The sequence below is a fragment of the Tenacibaculum sp. AHE14PA genome (genome assembly GCF_019278465.1).
Taxonomy (GTDB): Bacteria; Bacteroidota; Bacteroidia; order Flavobacteriales; family Flavobacteriaceae; genus Polaribacter; species Polaribacter bernardetii.
The window spans coordinates 378782-400382 of the sequence record NZ_CP058983.1; the positions used below are offsets into that span (position 1 = coordinate 378782).

The 21601-nt window shown below is 30.2% G+C and carries 21 protein-coding genes and 1 riboswitch; of the genes, 10 read left to right on the forward strand and 11 right to left on the reverse strand.

Annotation, left to right across the window (positions count from 1 at the left end; all coding sequences use genetic code 11):
* Positions 1 to 38: 38 nt before the first annotated feature.
* Both H0I30_RS01755 and H0I30_RS01760 read right to left on the reverse strand, forming a co-directional pair.
* On the reverse strand, positions 39 to 1052 hold the full coding sequence (locus tag H0I30_RS01755; RefSeq protein WP_218772596.1) for a hypothetical protein: 1014 nt from the start codon (positions 1050 to 1052) through the stop codon (positions 39 to 41).
* A gap of 91 nt (positions 1053 to 1143) precedes the next feature.
* Positions 1144 to 1959, reverse strand: coding sequence for a 2,3,4,5-tetrahydropyridine-2,6-dicarboxylate N-succinyltransferase (locus H0I30_RS01760; protein WP_218772597.1), 816 nt, complete (start codon positions 1957 to 1959; stop codon positions 1144 to 1146).
* A gap of 117 nt (positions 1960 to 2076) precedes the next feature.
* On the opposite strand from H0I30_RS01760, the gene ruvX reads away from it, so the two are divergent.
* From ruvX to H0I30_RS01785, 5 genes are all read left to right on the forward strand, one after another.
* On the forward strand, positions 2077 to 2487 hold the full coding sequence (ruvX, locus tag H0I30_RS01765; protein ID WP_218772598.1) for a Holliday junction resolvase RuvX: 411 nt from the start codon (positions 2077 to 2079) through the stop codon (positions 2485 to 2487).
* A gap of 53 nt (positions 2488 to 2540) precedes the next feature.
* Entirely contained in the window at positions 2541 to 3128 is a 588-nt protein-coding gene (gene def, locus H0I30_RS01770) for a peptide deformylase (RefSeq protein ID WP_218772599.1), read from the forward strand.
* A 28-nt stretch (positions 3129 to 3156) separates the two neighbouring features.
* On the forward strand, positions 3157 to 3579 hold the full coding sequence (locus H0I30_RS01775) for a DUF5606 domain-containing protein (RefSeq protein ID WP_218772600.1): 423 nt from the start codon (positions 3157 to 3159) through the stop codon (positions 3577 to 3579).
* Between the two features lie 3 nt (positions 3580 to 3582).
* Positions 3583 to 4362 (forward strand): nucleoside triphosphate pyrophosphohydrolase, encoded by a 780-nt coding sequence (mazG, locus tag H0I30_RS01780; protein ID WP_218772601.1) that lies wholly within the window; start codon positions 3583 to 3585, stop codon positions 4360 to 4362.
* An 848-nt stretch (positions 4363 to 5210) separates the two neighbouring features.
* Complete coding sequence (locus H0I30_RS01785; protein ID WP_218772602.1) at positions 5211 to 5936, forward strand: (S)-benzoin forming benzil reductase; 726 nt, start codon at positions 5211 to 5213, stop codon at positions 5934 to 5936.
* On the opposite strand, the gene priA is transcribed toward H0I30_RS01785, so the two are convergent.
* Complete coding sequence (priA, locus tag H0I30_RS01790) at positions 5933 to 8380, reverse strand: primosomal protein N' (RefSeq protein WP_218772603.1); 2448 nt, start codon at positions 8378 to 8380, stop codon at positions 5933 to 5935. The genes H0I30_RS01785 and priA overlap by 4 nt on opposite strands.
* Before the next feature lie 169 nt (positions 8381 to 8549).
* Here priA and H0I30_RS01795 point away from each other — a divergent pair, with 169 nt between their 5' ends.
* The gene (locus H0I30_RS01795; RefSeq protein WP_218772604.1) at positions 8550 to 9413 is read left to right on the forward strand and encodes an alpha/beta fold hydrolase; all 864 of its coding nucleotides are present in this window, start codon (positions 8550 to 8552) and stop codon (positions 9411 to 9413) included.
* A 159-nt stretch (positions 9414 to 9572) separates the two neighbouring features.
* Here the strand turns inward: H0I30_RS01795 and H0I30_RS01800 are convergent, their stop codons facing one another.
* Both H0I30_RS01800 and H0I30_RS01805 read right to left on the reverse strand, forming a co-directional pair.
* Positions 9573 to 9791, reverse strand: a complete 219-nt coding sequence (locus H0I30_RS01800) for a VF530 family DNA-binding protein (RefSeq protein ID WP_218772605.1) — start codon at positions 9789 to 9791, stop codon at positions 9573 to 9575.
* A gap of 29 nt (positions 9792 to 9820) precedes the next feature.
* Positions 9821 to 10366, reverse strand: coding sequence for a TlpA disulfide reductase family protein (locus tag H0I30_RS01805; protein ID WP_218772606.1), 546 nt, complete (start codon positions 10364 to 10366; stop codon positions 9821 to 9823).
* Between the two features lie 137 nt (positions 10367 to 10503).
* On the opposite strand from H0I30_RS01805, the gene gcvT reads away from it, so the two are divergent.
* Complete coding sequence (gene gcvT / locus H0I30_RS01810; RefSeq protein ID WP_218772607.1) at positions 10504 to 11586, forward strand: glycine cleavage system aminomethyltransferase GcvT; 1083 nt, start codon at positions 10504 to 10506, stop codon at positions 11584 to 11586.
* Positions 11587 to 11652: 66 nt separating this feature from the next.
* Here gcvT and H0I30_RS01815 read toward each other — a convergent pair whose 3' ends face one another.
* The 4 genes from H0I30_RS01815 to H0I30_RS01830 are packed head-to-tail and all read right to left on the reverse strand — an operon-like array spanning position 11653 to position 15945.
* Positions 11653 to 12765 (reverse strand): efflux RND transporter periplasmic adaptor subunit, encoded by a 1113-nt coding sequence (locus tag H0I30_RS01815; protein WP_218772608.1) that lies wholly within the window; start codon positions 12763 to 12765, stop codon positions 11653 to 11655.
* Between the two features lie 35 nt (positions 12766 to 12800).
* Positions 12801 to 14021, reverse strand: coding sequence for an ABC transporter permease (locus H0I30_RS01820; protein WP_218772609.1), 1221 nt, complete (start codon positions 14019 to 14021; stop codon positions 12801 to 12803).
* A gap of 2 nt (positions 14022 to 14023) precedes the next feature.
* A complete protein-coding gene (locus tag H0I30_RS01825) occupies positions 14024 to 15253 on the reverse strand; it encodes an ABC transporter permease (protein WP_218772610.1) in 1230 nt (409 codons plus the stop codon).
* 2 nt (positions 15254 to 15255) lie between these two features.
* Positions 15256 to 15945, reverse strand: a complete 690-nt coding sequence (locus tag H0I30_RS01830; RefSeq protein WP_218772611.1) for an ABC transporter ATP-binding protein — start codon at positions 15943 to 15945, stop codon at positions 15256 to 15258.
* Positions 15946 to 16106: 161 nt separating this feature from the next.
* On the opposite strand from H0I30_RS01830, the gene H0I30_RS01835 reads away from it, so the two are divergent.
* Positions 16107 to 16520, forward strand: coding sequence for a thiol-disulfide oxidoreductase DCC family protein (locus H0I30_RS01835; protein WP_218772612.1), 414 nt, complete (start codon positions 16107 to 16109; stop codon positions 16518 to 16520).
* A gap of 76 nt (positions 16521 to 16596) precedes the next feature.
* Here H0I30_RS01835 and H0I30_RS01840 read toward each other — a convergent pair whose 3' ends face one another.
* The gene (locus tag H0I30_RS01840) at positions 16597 to 18531 is read right to left on the reverse strand and encodes a TonB-dependent siderophore receptor (protein WP_218772613.1); all 1935 of its coding nucleotides are present in this window, start codon (positions 18529 to 18531) and stop codon (positions 16597 to 16599) included.
* 91 nt (positions 18532 to 18622) lie between these two features.
* Positions 18623 to 18823, reverse strand: a riboswitch (cobalamin riboswitch).
* A gap of 56 nt (positions 18824 to 18879) precedes the next feature.
* Between H0I30_RS01840 and H0I30_RS01845 the strand changes: the two genes are divergently transcribed.
* Positions 18880 to 19989 (forward strand): ABC transporter substrate-binding protein, encoded by a 1110-nt coding sequence (locus tag H0I30_RS01845; RefSeq protein WP_218772614.1) that lies wholly within the window; start codon positions 18880 to 18882, stop codon positions 19987 to 19989.
* Positions 19990 to 20098: 109 nt separating this feature from the next.
* Positions 20099 to 20830 (forward strand): DUF2971 domain-containing protein, encoded by a 732-nt coding sequence (locus H0I30_RS01850; RefSeq protein WP_218772615.1) that lies wholly within the window; start codon positions 20099 to 20101, stop codon positions 20828 to 20830.
* Positions 20831 to 20965: 135 nt separating this feature from the next.
* On the opposite strand, the gene H0I30_RS01855 is transcribed toward H0I30_RS01850, so the two are convergent.
* The gene (locus H0I30_RS01855; protein WP_218772616.1) at positions 20966 to 21574 is read right to left on the reverse strand and encodes an alpha-ketoglutarate-dependent dioxygenase AlkB; all 609 of its coding nucleotides are present in this window, start codon (positions 21572 to 21574) and stop codon (positions 20966 to 20968) included.
* Positions 21575 to 21601 lie beyond the last annotated feature (27 nt).

The window sequence follows — 21601 nt, forward strand, 5'->3', positions numbered from 1 at the left end:
GAAAGATGGTTTTATTTTTGTTATAAAGATTGTAATTTCTAATAATTTAACCTGTTATAATTAATATATTTTTCTTGATACTTATAAACATCTATTATCACTTTCTTTTTATTTTCAATAATTTTAGAGTCATCGAAGTTAAAAAAGTCTATCTCTGATTCTTTATATATACCTTTTAAAATAATTAAAGCAGTACTAATAGTACCAGTAACATGCGTTGGAAATTCATTATTTAACAAGAAGTCTAACTCTATATTAAACTTATTTCTTCGAATGTTAAAATTAAGCTCCTTTTCTAAAGTCTTTAATTCCTTACTATCTTCTCTTTTATGAGGAACATATACAATCTCTTTATCTTTATAAAATTCTGAAATCCTTTTTAAAGTCGTAAAATAATCTTCAAAAAGTAAAATTTTACTATCCACAACAGCTGTTCCTATAAGATAGACTTTATTGCTATTCTCTTTTTTAGAATTATTTTTTAACGAATGTAACCAAGTAAAATTATTCTGAACATATTCATTATTTTCATAATCAGGTAAATTATAGAACGTGAAGAAATTAACGTCGGTTACATCCTCATCAATTTTTATCTTATTTGAAGCATAAATTTTTTGAACTAAATCATATTTAAATCCAACTTTATTTTTCCCTTTAAATAAAGAAAATCGCTTCGTTAAATTTCCTGTATTTTTATATTCCTTTGCAATAGCAATAGTCGCGGCACCATCGTCTAAAATATATAGTTTTTCATAATTTAGATTATTAACAAAATAAGATGCTATTGGAAATGCACGAGTGAATAAATATTTATACTTTTCTTTATTCAGTTTCTTAACTAATTTAAGCCAAGAAACTCCGTAAGAAGTCTTTTTTTTAGTTCTTATTATATTATTCCAGCCTTCCGATTTTTTTATTAAAAAATTTATTGTGCTATCTTGTCTTCTATCAGATTTAATTATTAGTAAAGTATCAATTACCCCGAATTGTTTCCGTGCCTCAATTGCTCCTAACATTTCAAGCGACGTTCTTATAAAAAAAATAGATTTCATTTTATGAATTAAATTTCCTCTTCTAAATGTTAATTAATTTTGCAACCATAATATTTATCTGAAATAAATATGTAAAGCTATTTGTTTAAAATTACACCGCTACATCATACTCCCTAAGAGCATCATTTAACGAAGTTTTTTTATTAGTACTTTCTTTACGCTTACCAATTATTAGAGCACAAGGAACTTGATATTCTCCTGCTGCAAATTTTTTGGTATAACTACCTGGAATTACTACTGAGCGAGCAGGAACTACACCTTTCATTTCGACAGGTTCATCACCAGTAACATCAATAATTTTAGTACTCATTGTCAATACAACGTTTGCTCCTAAAACAGCTTCCTTTTCAACTCTAACTCCTTCAACAACAATACAACGAGAACCTATAAAAGCGCCATCTTCTATAATTACTGGTGCTGCTTGTAAAGGCTCTAAAACTCCTCCAATACCTACTCCACCAGATAAATGTACATTTTTACCAATCTGAGCACAAGAGCCTACTGTTGCCCATGTATCAACCATCGTTCCTTCATCTACATAAGCACCAATATTTACATAACTTGGCATTAAAATAGTTCCTGCAGAAATATATGCTCCATGTCTTGCTACAGCATTTGGCACAACACGTATTCCTTTTTCTTTAAAGTTTCTTTTTAACGGAATTTTATCATGGTACTCAAAAATACCAGCTTCCAAAGTTTCCATTTTTTGAATAGGGAAATATAACACAACCGCTTTTTTAACCCATTCATTTACTTGCCATCCATTAGCTGTTGGTTTTGCTACACGTAACTCACCAGCATCTAATAAATCAACAACTTTTCTAATCGCATTAATCGTGTTTTCTTCTTTTAATAAATCACGGTCATTCCATGCTTTTTCTATAATATCTTGTAATTCTGTCATTTCTATAATTTTCTACAAATATAAAATCTCTAATTCAATATAATGCGAAGATACATTTTTTAAACAGATGCTTGTAGCATGTTTAAAATCTGTATTTTTGCATAAAAACAAACTAGTTTGGGAAGAGTTTTAGCCATAGATTTCGGAAAAAAAAGAACAGGTATTGCTGTTACTGATGAATTGCAAATTATTGCCTCAGGGTTAACAACTATCAGTACCAAAGAGTTAATTCCTTTTTTAAAAGAATATATTAAAAAAGAAAATGTAGAGTTATTTATTATCGGAAAGCCAAAACAAATGGACAATTCTGATAGTGAAAGTGAAGCTTTGATTTTACCTTTTTTACAGAAACTAGCAAAAGCTATTCCTACTATATCAATAAAAAGAGAAGATGAACGTTTTACTTCTAAAATGGCTTTTCAAACAATGATTGATAGCGGTTTGAATAAAAAACAACGTCAGAACAAAGCTTTAGTAGACGAAATAAGCGCTACAATCATTTTACAGTCGTATTTGTATAACAAATAATTTTATAGACAAACGATTCTTTGTATTTTCGCAATCCTTAAAAAATTTAAAAAATGATTTTACCCATTGTTGCTTACGGAGATCCCGTATTACGTAAAGTAGGAAAAGAGATCGATAAAGAGTATCCGCAGTTAGAAAAACTAATTGCCGATATGAAAGAAACAATGTATAATGCACAAGGTGTAGGTTTAGCCGCTCCGCAAATAGGAAAAGACATTCGTTTGTTTTTAATTGATGCTTCTCCTTTCGCAGATGATGAAGATTTATCAGAAGAAGACAGAAAAGTTTTAGAAACCTTTAATCGCGTTTTTATAAATGCAAAAATAATTAAAGAAGAAGGTGAAGAATGGGCTTTTAGCGAAGGTTGTTTAAGTATTCCTGATGTTCGTGAAGATGTTTTTCGTCAAGAAACAATAACGATTGAGTATCAAGATGAAAACTTCGAAAAGCACACTGAAGTTTTAGGCGGTTTAGCTGCGCGTGTTTTTCAGCACGAATACGATCATATTGATGGTGTTTTATTCACAGACAAACTTTCTTCATTAAAAAAGAGGTTAATCAAAAAGAAATTAGAAAACATATCAAAAGGAAAAGTACAAGCTGGTTACAGAATGCGCTTCCCTAATGCCAAAAGAAAATAGTCTATCAAGACATTAAAAATATTATAATATGGAATTTAATAAAATTATTGCAGTTACTGGTAAACCAGGATTATTTCAAATATTATCTCAAACAAAAACAGGGGTAATCGTAAGATCTATTGTAGATGGAAAGCGTTTTCCTATTACAGCAACACACAATGTTAGTTTATTAGAAAACATTGCAATTTATACATACGAAGAAGAAGTTCCTTTAGCTGTTGTACTTAAAAACATGGCTGATAAAGAAGATGGTAAAGAAGGAATTTCTCACAAAGAAAGTAATGCTAAATTAACGGCTTATTTTAGTGAAATTTTACCAGGTTATGACGAAGAACGTGTATATGCTTCTAACATTAAAAAAGTAATTCAATGGTATAATACTTTAGCGCAGTCGGAATTTGACTTTAGTTCTTTAGATAAAGTAGCAACTACCGAAGAAGAAGAAAAATAAATCATGAATACTCGTAAGCAGCAATTAGACGCCTTTAACCGTTTGTTAGATATTATGGATGAACTTCGTGAGAAGTGTCCGTGGGATAAAAAACAAACCTTAGAAAGTCTCCGTCATTTAACTATTGAAGAAACTTACGAACTAGGAGATGCTATTCTAGACAATGATTTACAAGAAATAAAAAAAGAATTAGGCGATGTGTTATTACACATCGTCTTTTATGCTAAAATAGGTAGCGAAAAACAAGCTTTTGATATTGCTGATGTTGCTAATTCTATTTCTGATAAATTAATTCACCGCCACCCACATATTTATGGTGATGTTGAAGTTAAAAATGAAGAAGAAGTAAAACAGAATTGGGAAAAACTAAAATTAAAAGAAGGTAAAACTTCGGTTTTAGAAGGCGTTCCTAAAAGTTTACCTGCGTTGGTAAAAGCAAGTCGTATTCAAGAAAAAGTTGCTGGTGTTGGCTTTGATTGGGAAGAACCACAACAAGTTTGGGAAAAGGTACAAGAAGAAATAGCTGAGCTAAACGAAGAAATAAAAGCAAATAATCAAGAAAACATCGAAAAAGAATTTGGAGATGTGTTATTTTCTATGATTAACTACGCGCGTTTTATTAAAGTGAATCCCGAAAATGCTTTAGAAAAAACGAATAAGAAATTTATCAATCGTTTTCAATATTTAGAAGCAGCAGCTAAAAAAGAAGGCAAAGAACTTTCTGACATGACTTTAGGTGAAATGGATGTGCATTGGGAAAATTCGAAAGAATTTTTCAGATAACACTTTGTCATTTCGAACAAAGTAAAGGAATCTGTAAATTGATGAAAAAGATTACTTCATCATACTTCCTCGTAATGACGTATAGAATTCATCATTGCGAACAAAGTGAAGCAATCTGTAAATTGATGAAAAAGATTACTTCGTCATACTTCCTCGTAATGACATATAAATTTCGTCATTGCGAACGAAGTGAAGCAATCTGTAAATTGATGAAAAAGATTACTTCATCATACTTCCTCGTAATGACGTAAGAAATTCGTCATTGCGAACGCAGTGAAGTAATCTCTATTTCAACAAAATAAACTTTCTTAAAACTACTTTCTTTAAGCTTTTCTAGTTAAAAGATTACTTCGTCATACTTCCTCGTAATGACGTATGAATTTCATCATTGCGAACAAAGTAAAGTAATCTGTAAATTGATGAAAAAGATTACTTCATCATACTTCCTCGTAATGACGTATAGAATTCGTCATTACGAACAAAGTGAAGCAATCTCTATTTCAACAAAATAAACTTTCTTAAACTTCTCTTTAAGCTTCTCTAGTAAAAAGATTACTTCGTCATACTTCCTCGTAATGACGTATGAATTGTCATTACAAACAAAGTAAAGCAATCTCTATTTCAACAAAATAAACTTTCTTAAACTTCTCTCTTTAAGCTTTTCTAGTAAAAAGATTACTTCGTCATACTTCCTCGTAATGACGTATAGAATTCGTCATTGCAAACAAAGTGAAGGAATCTCTATTTCAACAAAATAAACTTTCTTAAACTTCTCTTTATTGTTTTGATGTGATACATTACTTCACCATTTTTCCTCATAATAATATTTCATTTTGTATTTTTACTTTATGGATATAATTATTATTACAGGTGGTAGCAAAGGAATCGGAAAAGCATTGGCTAATAAATATGCTACAGAAAACTACAAAGTATACTCTTTGGCTAGAACATCTTCTGATTTAGCAAACGTAACAAATATTAATATAGACTTATCGAATCTTACAGAAACAGAAAACACTTTTAGCGCTCTTTTAAAAGAGATTATTAGTACCAGTGTTTCTTCTATTACTTTAATTAATAATGCAGGTCGTTTAGGTAAAATATCTAATCTAGAAAATTTAAAACCTATCGATATTTCCAAAACAATTCAGTTAAATACTACTACTCCAATTATACTATCTAGCCTATTTATCAAAATAACCAAACAACTAAGTTGTAAAAAACAGATTATTAATATTTCTTCCGGAGCTGCGAAAAGTCCATATCAAGGTTGGTCTATTTACTGCACGTCAAAAGCTGCAATTGACATGATGACTAAAGCTATTGCTACGGAACAAATTGAAGTAGAAAATGGTGTAAAATGTAATGCTATATATCCTGGCGTTGTAGATACCAATATGCAATCTGAAATTAGAAGTACTAATAAAACTGACTTTAATAGCTTACAACGTTTTGTTGATTTAAAAGAAAATAACGAATTATATACGCCTGAATTTGTAGCTGAAACTATTTACAAAGTAGATACCGAAAACCAATTAAAAAGCGGAGATATTGTTGATATTAGAGATTTTTAATAAGCATCTACATCAATAATAAAGCGGATAGGTCTAAAATCTTTTATACCTTCAAATGTGTTTCTCACCTTTTGCAGCTGTTCTTTTGTTTTTGCTAACGATTGTTTCGGCGGAATTTTTATAATTAAATTCTTAATATACAAATTACGAACACGAGAAACTGCCGGAGCTGTTGGACCCAATACATTATCCTGAAAAACAATTTGTAATGATTTTGCCAACCAGTTTACGCCGTTTTCTACACGGTTATAATCCTTGTGTTTCAACGTAATTTTTATCAATCGAAAATATGGCGGATATTGAAATTGCCAACGTTCTTGTAGTTGCTCCTTATACATCTCAGCATAATTTGTGGAAGAGACCTGCTGTAAAATTTGATGATACGGATTATACGTTTGTATCGCAACCTTACCTTGTTTTTTGCTTCGTCCTGCCCTACCCGATACTTGTACCATTAATTGATAAGCTCTTTCGTGTGCTCTAAAATCTGGGAAATTCAACATCGAATCGGCACTTAAAACGCCTACTAACGATACGTTTTCAAAATCTAATCCTTTCGATAACATTTGTGTACCAACTAAAATATCAATTTCCTGGGCCTCAAAAGCACCAATTATTTTTTGATATCCATATTTACCACGTGTCGTATCTAAATCCATTCTTCCGATTTTATACTTCGGAAAAAGTTCTTTTAATTCTAATTCAATCTGTTCGGTTCCAAAACCTTTCGTGTCTAGAGTTACGCTACCACAAGCACCGCAACTATTTGGCATTGAACGTTGATAGTGGCAGTAATGACATTTTAATTCGCGTCGGAATTTATGAAACGTTAAACTTACATCACAATTAGGACATTCTGGAGAAACACCACAAGTTGTACACTCTACGACAGGTGAAAATCCACGTCGGTTTTGAAATAAAATCACCTGTTCTTTTTCTTCTAACGCCTCCGTAATCATTTTTAACAATCGGTCAGAAAAATGACCTTTCATTTCCTTTTTTCGATGTTTTTCTTTTACATCAATCAGTTCAATTTTTGGTAATTGAATATTTCCAAAACGCCTTGTTAATTCTACAAAACCATACTTGTTCTGCTTCGCGTTATAATAACTTTCTAAAGACGGTGTAGCAGAACCTAACAGAACTTTTGCTTTATGTAAATGCCCTAAAATTACGGCAGCGTCACGTGCGTTATAACGTGGCGAAGGTTCAAATTGTTTGTACGAACTTTCGTGTTCTTCATCAACAACTATTAATCCTAAGTTAGAAAAAGGTAAAAAACCTGATGATCTGGCCCCTAATATTATTTGTGCTTTCGGCTTATTCTCTAACACGTTATTCCAAACTTCTACACGCTCGTTCATAGAATATTTTGAGTGGAATACTGATATAAAGCTTCCAAAATAACGCTGTAAACGCGTAATTATTTGTGTTGTTAAAGCTATTTCAGGTAATAAAAATAATACTTGCTTACCTTCTGCAATAACCTCTTTTATCAGTTTTACATATATTTCTGTTTTCCCTGAACCGGTAACTCCGTGTAAAAGCGTTACATTTTGAGTTTCAAAAGAGGTTTTTATTTCATTAAAAGATTGCTGCTGAAATTCGTTCAGTTCTTTTATTTCATTGGTTTCACCTTTAAAATTAATTCGATCTGTTTGAATTTCATAAAACTCGAAAATTTCTTTATCCACTAATGCTTTTAAAACTGCGGGTGAAGTGCCCGATTTGTCTTCTAATTCCTTACTCTTTATTGGTTTTTTAGAAACTGATAATTGAAAATAAGTAAGTACAGCTTCTCGTTGTTTTTTTGCTCTAGAAAGCTCTTCTAACAAACTCTGCAAAGCTTCGTTTGAAGTATATTTCGAATTTAAACGAACATACTTGACTAATTTCGGTTTATATGTTTCGTAAATTTCCTCTTTAATAAAAGCGGCTTCTTTGTTTATCAATCCATCGATAATTGGCAAAACTGTTTTCTTACCTAAAATATCTGCTACCTGGTGAATAGTTATTTGCGAATGATGCTGTAGTGCTTCAAAAATTAAAAACTCTGAATCTGTTAAACTTGTTTCATCAGTAAAAGTTTTGTTTTTGTAAATAATCGTTTCACTTTCCAATAAAAAAGCAGATGGTAATGCTGCTCTGTAAACATCTCCTAAAGAACACATATAATAACTAGAAATCCATTCCCAATGTTTTAATTGACGCTCCGTTACAATAGGTTTTTCATCTAAAATTTGATGAATGTCTTTTGCCTCGTATAATTCTGGTGCATTTTGATGAATGTTAAACACCAAAGCAGTGTAAATTTTACTTTTACCAAAAGAAACAGCTACTCGCATTCCTTTTTTAAGAAATGAAAACTCTGCCTCATTTACCGAATATGTAAATGTTTTTTTTAACGGAATTGGTAATATGATGTCGATGAAATATGGTGTCACTTCGAGTAATTTTATGATTGAAATGAATAAAGTTATATCGAGAAGTTTTTTTTCAGTTCTCTATATAATTTTAATTTTCTCTTATCTGTTCAAATAAATTTTACTCGAACTGACAAAATCAAAACTACACAAAAATCACTACATTGTAAACAGAAAAATAAAGGTATTTATGACTTCATTAGAATGGAAAGCAAAAGGAAATATTATTAGAGTTAATAATCGAGATATTTTTGTTATTGATGAAGGAAATCATGATAATACATTAATCATTTTACATGGATACCCAACATCTTCTTTCGATTATTATAAAGCGTTGCCTTATTTAACTAAAAAATATCGAGTGATTATTCACGATCATTTAGGCTTTGGTTTTTCAGACAAACCTTTAAATTATTCGTATTCTTTAATTGAACAAGCCGATATCGCTTTACTTTTATGGAAAAAACTAGCTTTACAAAACATAACTCTATTAGCACACGATTACGGAACAAGTATTGCTACCGAAATTATTGCGCGTGCCAATATAAATCAAGCAAATATTACGATAGATAAATTGATTTTATGTAACGGAAGCATGCATATTGAATTGGCTAAACTAAGAACGATTCAGAAATTATTAAAAAATAAAATTACAGGAAAATGGGTTGCTAAATTGGCGAATCAAGCTCTTTTTAATCGAAATATAAAGAATATATATTTTGATAAATCTAAAGTTTCTAAATCCGAGTTAAACGAAATGTGGTTTCAAATTAATTATAATAATGGTCGGAATGTGATTCACTTATTAAGTAATTACATTAACGAGCGTTATTATTTTTGGCATCGTTGGATTGGTGCTTTAACACAAACCAACATCGAAACAAAAATTGTATGGGCAACACACGACCCTATTGCCGTAAAAGAAATTGCTGAGTTGTTGCATAAAGAGATACCTAACAATACATTATTATGGCTACAAAACACAGGACATTTCCCTATGTTGGAAAACCCAAAAGAATGGAGTGAATTGGTGTTAAAAGACGAAATTATTTAGCTTTTAAATGAAATTTATTTATGATTACCCGTTATTAACGATAGACTAAATACTTAAACCTAAGCTTGTTTCAGGTTTTCATGACAAGTGGCAAGTTTCCTGTCAGATGTGATTCCGAAATAAATTCGGAATGACGCTAAAAAAGAGATATGACTTAAATTAACTAATATACTCTAAGTACAATGCTTCTACTTTAGTTCTTGCCCAAGGAGTAGTTCTTAAAAACTTTAAACCAGATTTGTAAGTAGGATTATTTTTAAACGCATTTATCTTTAAAATTTCACCTAACTCTTCCCAACCATATTCTAAATATAATTCTTCTAGCATGGTGGCTAATTTTATTCCGTGAAGCGGATTATTTGGTTGTTCTTGGCTCATAATATATTTAAAACACAAAAGTAAAGTTTCTACTTGATTAATTCGTCTAATAATTCTCTAACTTTAGTACTATTCCAATTTGCTGGTCCTTTTTTATCGGTAACAATGTTTCCTTTTTTATCAATAATAAAAGTAGCAGGTATCGAATTGCTTTTTAATTGCCCGGGAACTTTACTCAAGGTATTATAAGTAGGTAAATTATAACTATTTTTAATGTAAAAATCATCAATAACAGTCCAGTTTTCATTACTTACAAAAACAAAGGTTACTTTGTCTTTATAATCATCATATAATTTTTGAATACTTGGCATTTCTGCAATACAAGGAGGACACCAAGTTGCCCAAAAGTTTATGAAAACAACCTTATTTTTGGTTTCATTAAAATCAATATTCGCCGTATTTAATCCTTTTAAGTTCCAGTTATAATCCGTTAATTTTTCTTGCTTATCATCAGTAATAACCGAAGGCGAAAAAGAAATCAACCGTATAAAATATACTTTCGTAGGCGGATATAACAATAAACCGATTATGATTACAAATACAATATTAGAAATCGTTTTTTTACTAATCTTCATTACTCCTATTTAAAACTTATCAAATGTACTACTCTTCTTGATAATTTACTTCTTAAAATATTAAATTGAATGACACTATTTGTTTGTCATATTTTCGATATTTTAGCAGTACTTTTTATAAAACAAACAACTTTAAAATGAAAAATACTGCATTAACACATATTCATGAAGCTTTAGGCGCTAAAATAGTTCCGTTTGCGGGTTACAACATGCCTGTACAATACGAGGGTATAAATATTGAACACGAAACCGTAAGAAAAGGTGTGGGTGTTTTTGATGTAAGTCACATGGGTGAATTTTTCTTAAAAGGAGGAAATGCTTTGGCTTTAATTCAGAAAATAGCCTCTAATGACGCTTCTAAATTAGTTCCTGGAAAAGCACAATATAGTTGTATGCCAAATGCAGATGGAGGAATAGTAGATGATTTAATCATTTACATGATTGCCAAGAACGAATATATGTTAGTGGTAAATGCTTCTAATATTGAAAAAGATTGGAACTGGATTTCTAAACACAACGATTTAAAAGTTGAAATGGAAGACCGTTCTGATGATTGGTCTTTATTAGCTATTCAAGGTCCAAAAGCTGTTGAAGCTATGCAATCGTTAACTTCAGTAAACTTATCTACTATTAAGTTTTATACTTTCGAAATTACTGATTTTGCAGGGATTCCTGATGTAGTTGTTTCTGCAACGGGTTATACTGGTTCTGGCGGATTTGAAATTTATGTTAAAAACAAAGATGTAGAACAACTTTGGAAAAAAGTTTTTGAAGCTGGTGCTGATTGGGAAATTAAACCTATTGGTTTAGCAGCTCGTGACACTTTACGCTTAGAAATGGGATATTGTCTATATGGTAATGATATTGATGATACTACTTCTCCTTTAGAAGCTGGTTTAGGTTGGATAACCAAGTTTACCAAAGACTTTGTAAATGCTGAAGCTTTAAAAGCACAAAAAGAAGCCGGTGTTACTAAAAAATTAGTAGCCTTTGAATTAACAGAACGCGGTGTTCCTCGTCATGATTATGAAATAGTTGATGCTGATGGAAATAATATTGGTAGAGTTACCTCTGGTACAATGAGTCCTTCTTTAGGAATAGGAATTGGCTTAGGATATGTAACGAAAGAACTTTCTAAAGTAGATTCTGAAATTTTTATTCAGGTTCGTAAAAAACAAATTCCTGCAAAGGTGGTTAAATTACCTTTTTACAAAGGATAGTTTTAAATAAATAGCATAAAAAAAGCAACTCAAATGAGTTGCTTTTTTTATAGGAAGTAACTACTATTAATTCTTTCCGTTTTTAGATTCTTCTTTAGAAACTTTATTCCATATTTTAATTTCATCGGTTGCTGTAACTCCCTCTAAAACTTCAACATTTACTCCGTCAGACAATCCTAATTTAACATCTTTCTTTTCATATTCTTGATCACCAGTTTTAATTTCAATATATGGCTTTTCAGTTTTTCTGTCGAATTGTAATAATGCTTCTTTAATAGATAAAACACTATCTCTTCTAGCTAAAACAATTTCGGCATTTGCACTATAACCTGCTCTAATAAAGTGAGAATCATCTAAAGTTACATCTGCTTTAATTTTAAATTGAACTGCTCCTCCTTCATCTGTTCCTTTTGGAGCGATAAAGTTTAATACTGCTGGGAATTTTTTATCTTCAATAGCACCTAAAGCTACTTCAATTTTTGTTCCTTTTACTAATTTACCAACTTCTGATTCATCAACCTGACCTTCAAAAATCATTTTAGTCATATCTGCAATACGAGCAATCGTAGTACCGGCGTTAAAATCGTTTGTCTGTGTTACTTGATATCCTTTTTTAACAGGAATCTCTACAATCATACCATCAGTAGTAGCTCTAATACTTGTGTTTGCTGCACTTCCTAAACCTGATGTGGTACCTTTTTTAATGATATCCATATCTGATTGTGCATTTGCTAAGTTTTGCTTTGAATTGTTAAAACTTAATTCAGAGTTTTCAAATTGTTGACGAGATATTACTCCCTTATTAAAAAGACTCTTATCTCTATCAAACTGATTTTTAGCATTATTAAATGACAATTTTGCATTTTTAACAATACCATTTGCTCTGTTTAAAGAAGCAACGTTTGGCACTACTCTTACAGTTGCAATTAAATCTCCTGACTTAACAATTGCACCTTCTATAACGGCTATTTTATCAATAATTCCTGCAATTTGAGGTTTTATTTCAACCTCTTCTAAAGGAACTACTTTACCTGTAGCAACACTCTTTTTAACAATTGTAGCTTTAAAAGCTTTTTCTGTTTTATACTCTATTGGTGAAGCGCTATTCTTCTTTCCAAACCATATTAACACTAGTACTAATGCTAACGCAATTCCGCCAAAGATGATTACTTTTTTCATTTTTATCTATTTATATTCTTGTTAATTGATTTTTTTTATTCTTCTCTTAATGCTTCAATTGGCTGTATAACTGTAGCCATGTATGCTGGTATAAATCCTATAAATGTACCTAGTATTATTAAAACTGCATATGCAATTAATACGATTGGTATGTTTACTGTTGGATTTGTTAAAACATCTGCTTTATCAATTAGCATTAAAATTAAACCACCTGCAATGATACCTAATGATCCTGCTAATAATGTTAAGAAAATTGATTCTAATATAATTTGCTGACGAATCATAATAGGTGTTGCACCTAATGCTCTTCGAATACCAATTTCTTTTGTACGTTCCTTAACTGTAATTAATAAAATATTACCAATCGCAAATACTCCTGCAATTAATGTTGCAATACCAACGAACCAAGTTAAAAACTGCATTCCTGTTAAAAAACCTGTTACTTTGGCTATTTCTTTTCCTAAATTAAAACCGTTAAAAGCACGGCTATCATCAGGGTGAATTTTGTGAATACTTTTTAATAACCCTTTAACATCTGTTTCTACTTGTTCGATATCAAAACCTTCTTTACCGGTTATCATCATCCATTGAAACTTGTTACCCGAATTGTAAACCAAGCGGAAAGTGCTAAACGGAATATGTACAGTGTTACCTCTTCCTCCTATTCTACCTGGCTTGTATACGCCAATAACTTTATAACCAATATTGTTTACTTTTAAATAAGTACCTAAAACTTCTTCATCCTTATCAAATAACTGCTCGTAAACATCGTCGCTAATTACACAAACTTTTTTATTTTCGTTAATATCATTCTGATTGATAAAACGACCTTCAATTAAGTTTTTCTTTTGAACTTTATCTAATAACGGGTAATCTCCGAAAATAGTTAGGTTTGCTGTTTTTATTCCGTTTACTACCAAACCTCCGGTAGCATTTCTTGGCACAACAAATTCTATACCTTTAACTTCGGTTTTAATTTTTTCAACATCGCTTGTTGTTAATTGTATTTGCCTACCTTCCTGAAAACCTTTAAAAGCTTTTGATGTTCTACCACCAGCCATAAAAACACTGTTGGTTGCAAAATCACCAAACATACTATTAAAACCATTTTCAATTCCTTTGGCAGCTCCTAACAATCCTACAAGAAGTAGAATTCCCCAAAAGGCTCCAAAAATTGTAATTGCAGTTCTGGTTTTATTTTTACGAATACTTTCGTAAATTTCTTGCCATACATCTTTATCAAATAGAAATTTCATAATTAATCTGCTCTTAAGGCTACTATTGGTTTAATTTGTGCTGCTTTTTTTGCTGGTAAATAACCTGCAATCACTCCTGCTAATATCAATGTTATGGTAGCTCCCACTACAACTGGTTTCGATACCCCTGGATTTAGAATAAAATATTGTTCTAAACTTGGTCCGGTAATTTCTAAAATACCTACTCCTATTACCAATCCTAAATATCCTGCCAAAGCGGTTATTAAAATAGATTCTAACATAATCATTGTTATAATAGAACTTGGTTTTGCTCCTATGGCTTTTCTAATTCCTAGTTCTTTAGTACGTTCTTTTACAACGTATACCATAATGTTACTTATACCTACAACACCAGCAATTAGAGTTCCTAAACCAATTATTAAAATTAAAATACCTAAACCAACCATCATACTAGATACTTCTTTGTTATCAGATGCATAATTGTTGACTCTAATTCCCCTTTGATCGTTAGGATCTATTTCGTGTTTTTTCTTTAATTCACGAAGCATTTTGTTTCCGAACGCAATAGCCTCATCAATACTTAATTTTGGGTTGTACGTTAATCCGAAGTCGCCAATATGATCGTTATTACCATAAATTTGCTGCATAGTAGTAAATGGTGTGTAAATATAACGCTCATCACTATCGCCTCCTGGATCAGAAAAAACACCGATAACTTTATACATTATTCCGCCAATATTTAATTGCTTACCAAAAGCACTTAATTGACCGAATAAATCTTTTTCAACCATACGACCGATAACAATTACTTTCGATCTTTCGTTTAAATCTCTAAAGTTTAAAAAACGTCCTTCTGTTATTTCGGCTGATTCTAATATGTCATATTGCGGATATACACCTCTAATGGTATAATTGTCTTCTTCCGTTTTATAAACAACTTTTGAGCTTCTTTGTATACGCGGACTAATCATTTGAATTTTATCAGAATACTCTTCCTTTAAAAAATCAAAATCATCATTTTTAAATTGAATTCTTCGTCCAACCTGGTGTCCTTTATATGCTTTAGTTGTGCTGTTTGAACTGATGTAAATTGAATTAATTGCATCTGAAGCAAACTGTTCTTTAAAAGTGTTTTGAAGTCCGTTACCAATACCAAAAAGTAAGGTAAATAGTAAAATTGCAAAGGCAACCGTAAAACCCGATAATATAGATCGTAGTTTATTTTTGCTGATGCTTTGAAAAATTTCTCTCCAAGTATCTATATCAAACATAATTAAATTGCTTTTGCTTTGGTGTATTCATCACTTATAATCACACCGTCTTTTAAACGTACAATTCTATTAGTTTGTTCTGCAACTTCCTCTTCGTGTGTAATTACAAAAACAGTCATTCCTTCATCATTAATTTCTTGTAATAAACCCATTACAGAATCTGTTGTAGATGAATCTAATGCTCCTGTTGGTTCATCGGCTAAAACCACCTTTGGTTTTGTAGCTAAAGCTCTTGCAATAGCAACACGTTGTTTCTGACCTCCCGAAAGCTCGTTTGGTAAATGGTGTGCCCAATCTTTTAAACCTACTTTTTCTAGGTAACTTAATGCAATTTCTAAACGTTCTTTTCTAGCAACTCCTTTATAATATAAAGGTAAAGCAACGTTTTCTAATGCCGTTTTATATGATATTAAATTAAATGATTGAAAAATGAATCCTAAGAACTTATTACGTAAGATTGCTGCTTTTTTCTCATTTAAATTTTCAATTAATTCTCCGTTTAAATAATACTTACCTTCATCGTGTGTATCTAATAAACCTACAATGTTTAGTAAAGTTGATTTTCCTGATCCTGAAGACCCCATAATCGAAACAAATTCACCTTCTTTAATGTGTAAATCTAATCCTTTTAAAACATGAAGTGAGTCTTTACCTATTGGATAGGATTTGTGTAGGTTTTCTATTCGAATCATTGCTTGGTTAATTTTATAAAAATCTAAATTAAATACTGATAATTAGCTTATTACTAATTTTATGTTAAATCATTATTTACTTTCTTACAAGACGCCTAATTTTGAATTATGTTACAAAATATTACATTATTTTTAAATTTAATTATAATAAATACACGTAAATGATTGATTTACCAAAGGATAAGGAGATAATTTTATTTGACGGAGTTTGTAATTTTTGCAATAATACAGTTCTATGGATTATTCGTTTTGATAAAAAAAACAAATTTGTATTTGCTTCTTTACAATCTGATATTGGAAAAAAAATAACAAATCATTTGGGTATAGATACTTTAAAAATTGATGCTATTATTTTATATGCACCAAATATTTCTTATGAGATTAAATCTACTGCTGCTCTAAAAATTATGAATAAGTTTGGTGGTTTTTGGAAACTTACACAAGTTTTCTTATTTATACCTGAAGGTATACGAAATATCGTCTATGATTTTATCGCTAAAAACAGGTATAATTGGTTTGGTAAAAAAGATGCATGTATGATTCCCTCTAAAAATATCCGTGACAAATTCTTATAAAAAAAATCCTACCAATTAAGGTAGGATTTTTTCTTCTTTTTCTTTTCACTATTTACTATGCAATTCTCCCTCTTTATTAAAACTGTAAACGAACTCCCAGTTTATAATTCCTTCCTCTTGTGTTGTATCCTAAAATCTCTTCATAATCTTCATTTAATAAATTAGAAACAGATCCAAAGAAAGTAACTTTATTATTTAATAATTTATGGTTGATGTTAAAATCTACCAAGTTGTAGCTTGGTAAAATAACATTTTCTCCCGCTGCTCCGAAACTACCATATCTATCAAATCTAATTCTATCTCCTACATTTTTGTAAACTAATGACATAAATGTGTTTTTAATAAGGTTTGTCTCTATAGCCGCAACAATTTTATGATTTGGAATGTAATCATCAAAATGCTCTGTAGCAACCATATCTGTATAAGTATAGTTCGCTGTTAATTTTAAATTTTTTATCGGCTTTACCTCTAAAGCAGTTTCAATTCCATTTCCTTTTTTATCTGTATTATAATATTTAAATGTTGTATAATCAAATTCAATAGCGTCGTTTTCTGTTCTATCAAAGTAAACAGCAGAAAATTTAACAATTCCTTTATATGCAGCTTCAAAACCTACTTCAATAGTCTTACTATCTTCTGGTTTTAAATCTAAGTTACCACTAGAAGAATATAATTGGTATAAACTAGGCGCTATAAAAGCAGTACCGTATGACGCTAAAGCTTTTATCTTATATGCCCTATCTTTAAATAAGTTGTATGAAACATTACCATCATATACAAAGTGATTATCATACACACTATGCATATTTAACCTACCACCAACATTTACATTAAATCCGTAATCTGAAATATAAACTACAGATGCGTAAGGATCAACTGTATTAAAATTAGCTACATCTTTAGTTATTGTAGAAAATGGTGTTTTTGTATAATTCTTATTTTCTTGATAATTAACTCCAGTAATTACTTGTAGTTTATTACCTAAGAATGAATATTTATTAACAAGATCAATGTTTAAACCTGTACCTTCATAAATAGAAGTATCATTTGTATTTGAAAAAGAATTAAACTGTAACAAATCTCTTGTAATTTTATTAAAAGATGCTAAAGCATACAATTCACCACCATTATATTTAAAACTTGGTTTTACACCGTAACGAACTTGTGAATATTCCCATTTATTAATTGAATTATCACTGTAAGCTCCTGCATCAAATTCAGAATCAAAAGCATCGTAATTTAAAAAAGCATCTATTTTAACAGCTTTTGTAATTTGGTAGCCTAGCTTAAATAACCCATTTTTTCCATAATAAGCATCATCTTCAAATTTTGCAGCAGTATTACTTCTTGCTGATGACATTCCTTGTGTACCGGTTAAATTAAAGTATGCTAAATAACTAACATCTCCTAAAGTACCGTTAATACTTACGTTTTGATTTCTATCATTTGCGCGTAAACTTTTAGAGTTGCTTGAATTATTAGTTCCGAAACTTGCTTCGTATGTTGCAGAAATATCGTTCTTAGATGATTTTTTTAAAATAATATTAATTACACCTGTTGCTGCACCTGTACCATATAAAGATGATGCTGCTCCTTTTAACACTTCTATTTTTTCAATTTGATTAAGAGATAATAATCTTAAATCATAAACCTGATTGATACCTGAGGCATCAGATACTGGTACACCATCTATTAAAATTAAAACCTGTCTACTTCTACCCCCTCTAATATAAACATTGCGTACACTACCTCTGTTAGTATTTGCTCCATTAATCTCAATACCTGGTAAATTATTTAATAACTCAACAACAGTTCTTCCTGCGTTGTTTTCAATGTCTTTTTTAGTTATTTTGTAAATAACTTTACCTGTATGCTCTTTTTTTAATTCAAATTTAGTTGCTGTTACTACAACTTCATCTAAGTTTTCAGTTTTTTCTTGCTCTTGTGCAATAATTTTTGTGCTTGCAAATAACGACGCAATAGCACCAACAATTAGTAATTGTTTGTTCATTTTTAATGATTTAATTTTTACAATTAATCAGGTAAATTTTTTGTACAGTACAGAATAGCAATAAGTACAGTAACCTTTATCCCGAAAGTTTTTACTTTTTTTTGATTTTGGCAGGTCTCCTGACTTACGTCTTGTAACTTACCTTCCCATTTTTTAAAAAAAACAGTGGTAAAAGTTATAGTTACAAGCTTTATAGCTTACAGTTGCGGGAACAGTTTTGGATTTTAACCAAATTCCCTTTTAATTTCTTTAAGAAGATTTCTTAAAGAAAACCAAATTCGCGGCAAATGTAGTTTAAAAATTGGTATTACAAAATAGTTTTGTATCCTTGTTGCAAAAATAAAAGCCATGAAAATTACTCTTTTAAGAAAATCACTTTTTATCGTTGTATGTATTTTAATAACACAATGTAAATCAAAAGAAAAAGAACAAGTAATAGAGAGTAAAAGTATTATATCACATGCTTTAGGTTTCGATTTGGTTAAAGAAAATAATCAAACCACATTGATTATTAAAACTCCGTATCCAAAATCTAAAGAAACATTTACCTATCGTTTAGGTAATGATAATGCTGATATAAAAACTCCAATCAATGAAATAGTCGTTACTTCAACTACTCACATTCCTATATTAGAATTATTAAACAAAGAAAAAACCTTAATCGGTTTTCCACATACCAAATATGTTTCTTCAGAAAAAACAAGAGTTTTAATTGATAGTGGCTACGTAAGAGAATTAGGTAAAGAACAATCTTTAAACACCGAAATTTTAATAGATATTAAACCTGATTTAGTTGTTGGTTTTTCGATGGGAAAAACAAATAAAACATTAAATACCATAAAAAATGCAGGAATCCCAGTTATTATAAATGGTGATTGGCTGGAAGAAACACCGCTTGGTAGAGCAGAATGGATTAAAGTTTTTGGAGCTTTATATAACGAAAATGAAAAAGCTGATAGTATTTTTAATACTATAAAAAAGAATTATTTAGAAGCTATAGAAATTGCCAAAAAAGCAACGAACAAACCAACAGTACTTTCTGGCGCCATTATGAGCAAGGATATTTGGAATTTACCTGCCGGGGAAAGTTTTGTTGCTAAATATTTAAATGATGCTAATCTTAATTATTTATGGAAACATACCAAAGGAAAAGGGAGTTTATCATTAAGTTTCGAATCTATTTTAGATAAAGGTAAAAATGCTGATTTTTGGATTGCCCCAGGTTATTTCACTTCTAAAGAGCAAATGTTAAACAGCAATAAACACTACGCCGAATTCAAGGCTTTTAAAAATGACCATATTTATTCTCCTGCTTTGAAAAAAGGAAAAACAGGTGGTATTTTATACTTTGAACTAGCTCCCACCCGACCTGATTTAGTTTTAAAAGATGTTATAAAAATTACTCACCCGGAACTATTACCTGACTATAAATTAACCTTTTTCGAAAAAATGAAATAAGGTTGGTTTGGTTCTTAATTCGATTAATGTTATAATAATTTAAAAATAAAAACATCAATAAAATTGTGCTTAATTACTACCATTGAGTATCTAATATTCCTAAATTATTATGAGAAAAATAAATTCATATCCTATCAGTTCTAAAAAAAATATTGAAAAAATAAGAGATTTAAAAGGAATTCCCGAAAGTGTATTTAAATATTTCAACTTAGAAAAACACAATTTTGACAGCCTAAGAGAAAAATATCTATATTTCTCTAAATACTCTAATTTCAATGACCCTTTTGATTGTAGTTTAGATTTAATTACTTTTTCAAAAAAAAATGGACGATATAAACCACAGCAAGTAAAAAACTTTCAAGAGACAAAAACTAAAATTGAAGAACTTGGAATTTGCTGCTTTTCTAGAACAAACAAATCAATATTAATGTGGTCACATTATGCAGACAATCATAAAGGGTTCTGTATCGAGTTTGAAACAAATAAAAGATTACTCGGTATAAACCCCTTAGATATAAACTACACTGATAAATTCAATAAATCACAATATTTAAAACAGCCTAAAGATTCCTTATACCATCTAATTTACACAAAAGCTAGTAATTGGAAATATGAACAAGAACTTAGAAGTTTTGATTATAATTTATTCAACGAAGAATCACGAAAAATAAAATTTATAGATACAGATATTAAAGCAATTTATTTTGGTGTAAAAACTGAAAAAAGTAATATTGAATTAATCAGAAAAATTATTATTGAAAACTACAGTAATAATATTAGTTTTTTCCAAGGAAAAAAATCTAATTCAAGTTTTGAAATAAATTGGATTGAATTAAACTAACCACAACAATGCATAAACTCAATTTGAGCTGAGTTTCCTAACGAACTTGTAAATTTTCTATTTTACTTCCGTCATAACACGAAAAATCTTCGATATCCCAAAAAACTAAAGCTTATACAAACCGTTAATGAAAACCTATTTCTCAATAGTTCGAAAAGTTAAATTAATTCGAGGTCGGTGTATTTTTTTTGTTGGTGGTAAACGGTGTAACCAATGCGTTTGTGTTTCATCTTTCATTACCAATAAAGAACCATGTTCTAACACTTTATAAACCGTTTCTTTGGTTTCTTTATGTTTAAAACCAAACTTGCGCTCTGCGCCTAAACTTAAAGAAGCAATAGCGCCTTGTTCTTTTAAATCCTTTTCACCATCACTATGCCAAGCCATTCCTTCAGATCCGTCGTGGTATAAATTAAGCAAACAAGAATTGTAAGTTTCGTTTGTTTCTTTTTCTACTAATTCCTTTAATTCTAGCAATTCTTTTGTAAAAAGTAATGCTGTTTTTGTGCTGTTAGAATAAGAGTATTCGAAAGGTTTTTCTGCATACCAAGCTACTTTTCTTTTGGTAAAAATTTGCTTCCCGAATATAATAGCTTCATCATTTTTCCATTCTATGGAATCTAATAAAACATTATAATAAGCTTCCGCTTTTACGCTAGATAAAACTAATCCGTAGTAATTTACAGTCCCGTTTTTTGGAAGTAAGTTATGAGGAAAATCAGTAAATTGTGAGAATAAATCCATCGATTATAAAAATAAAAAACTCCCGTT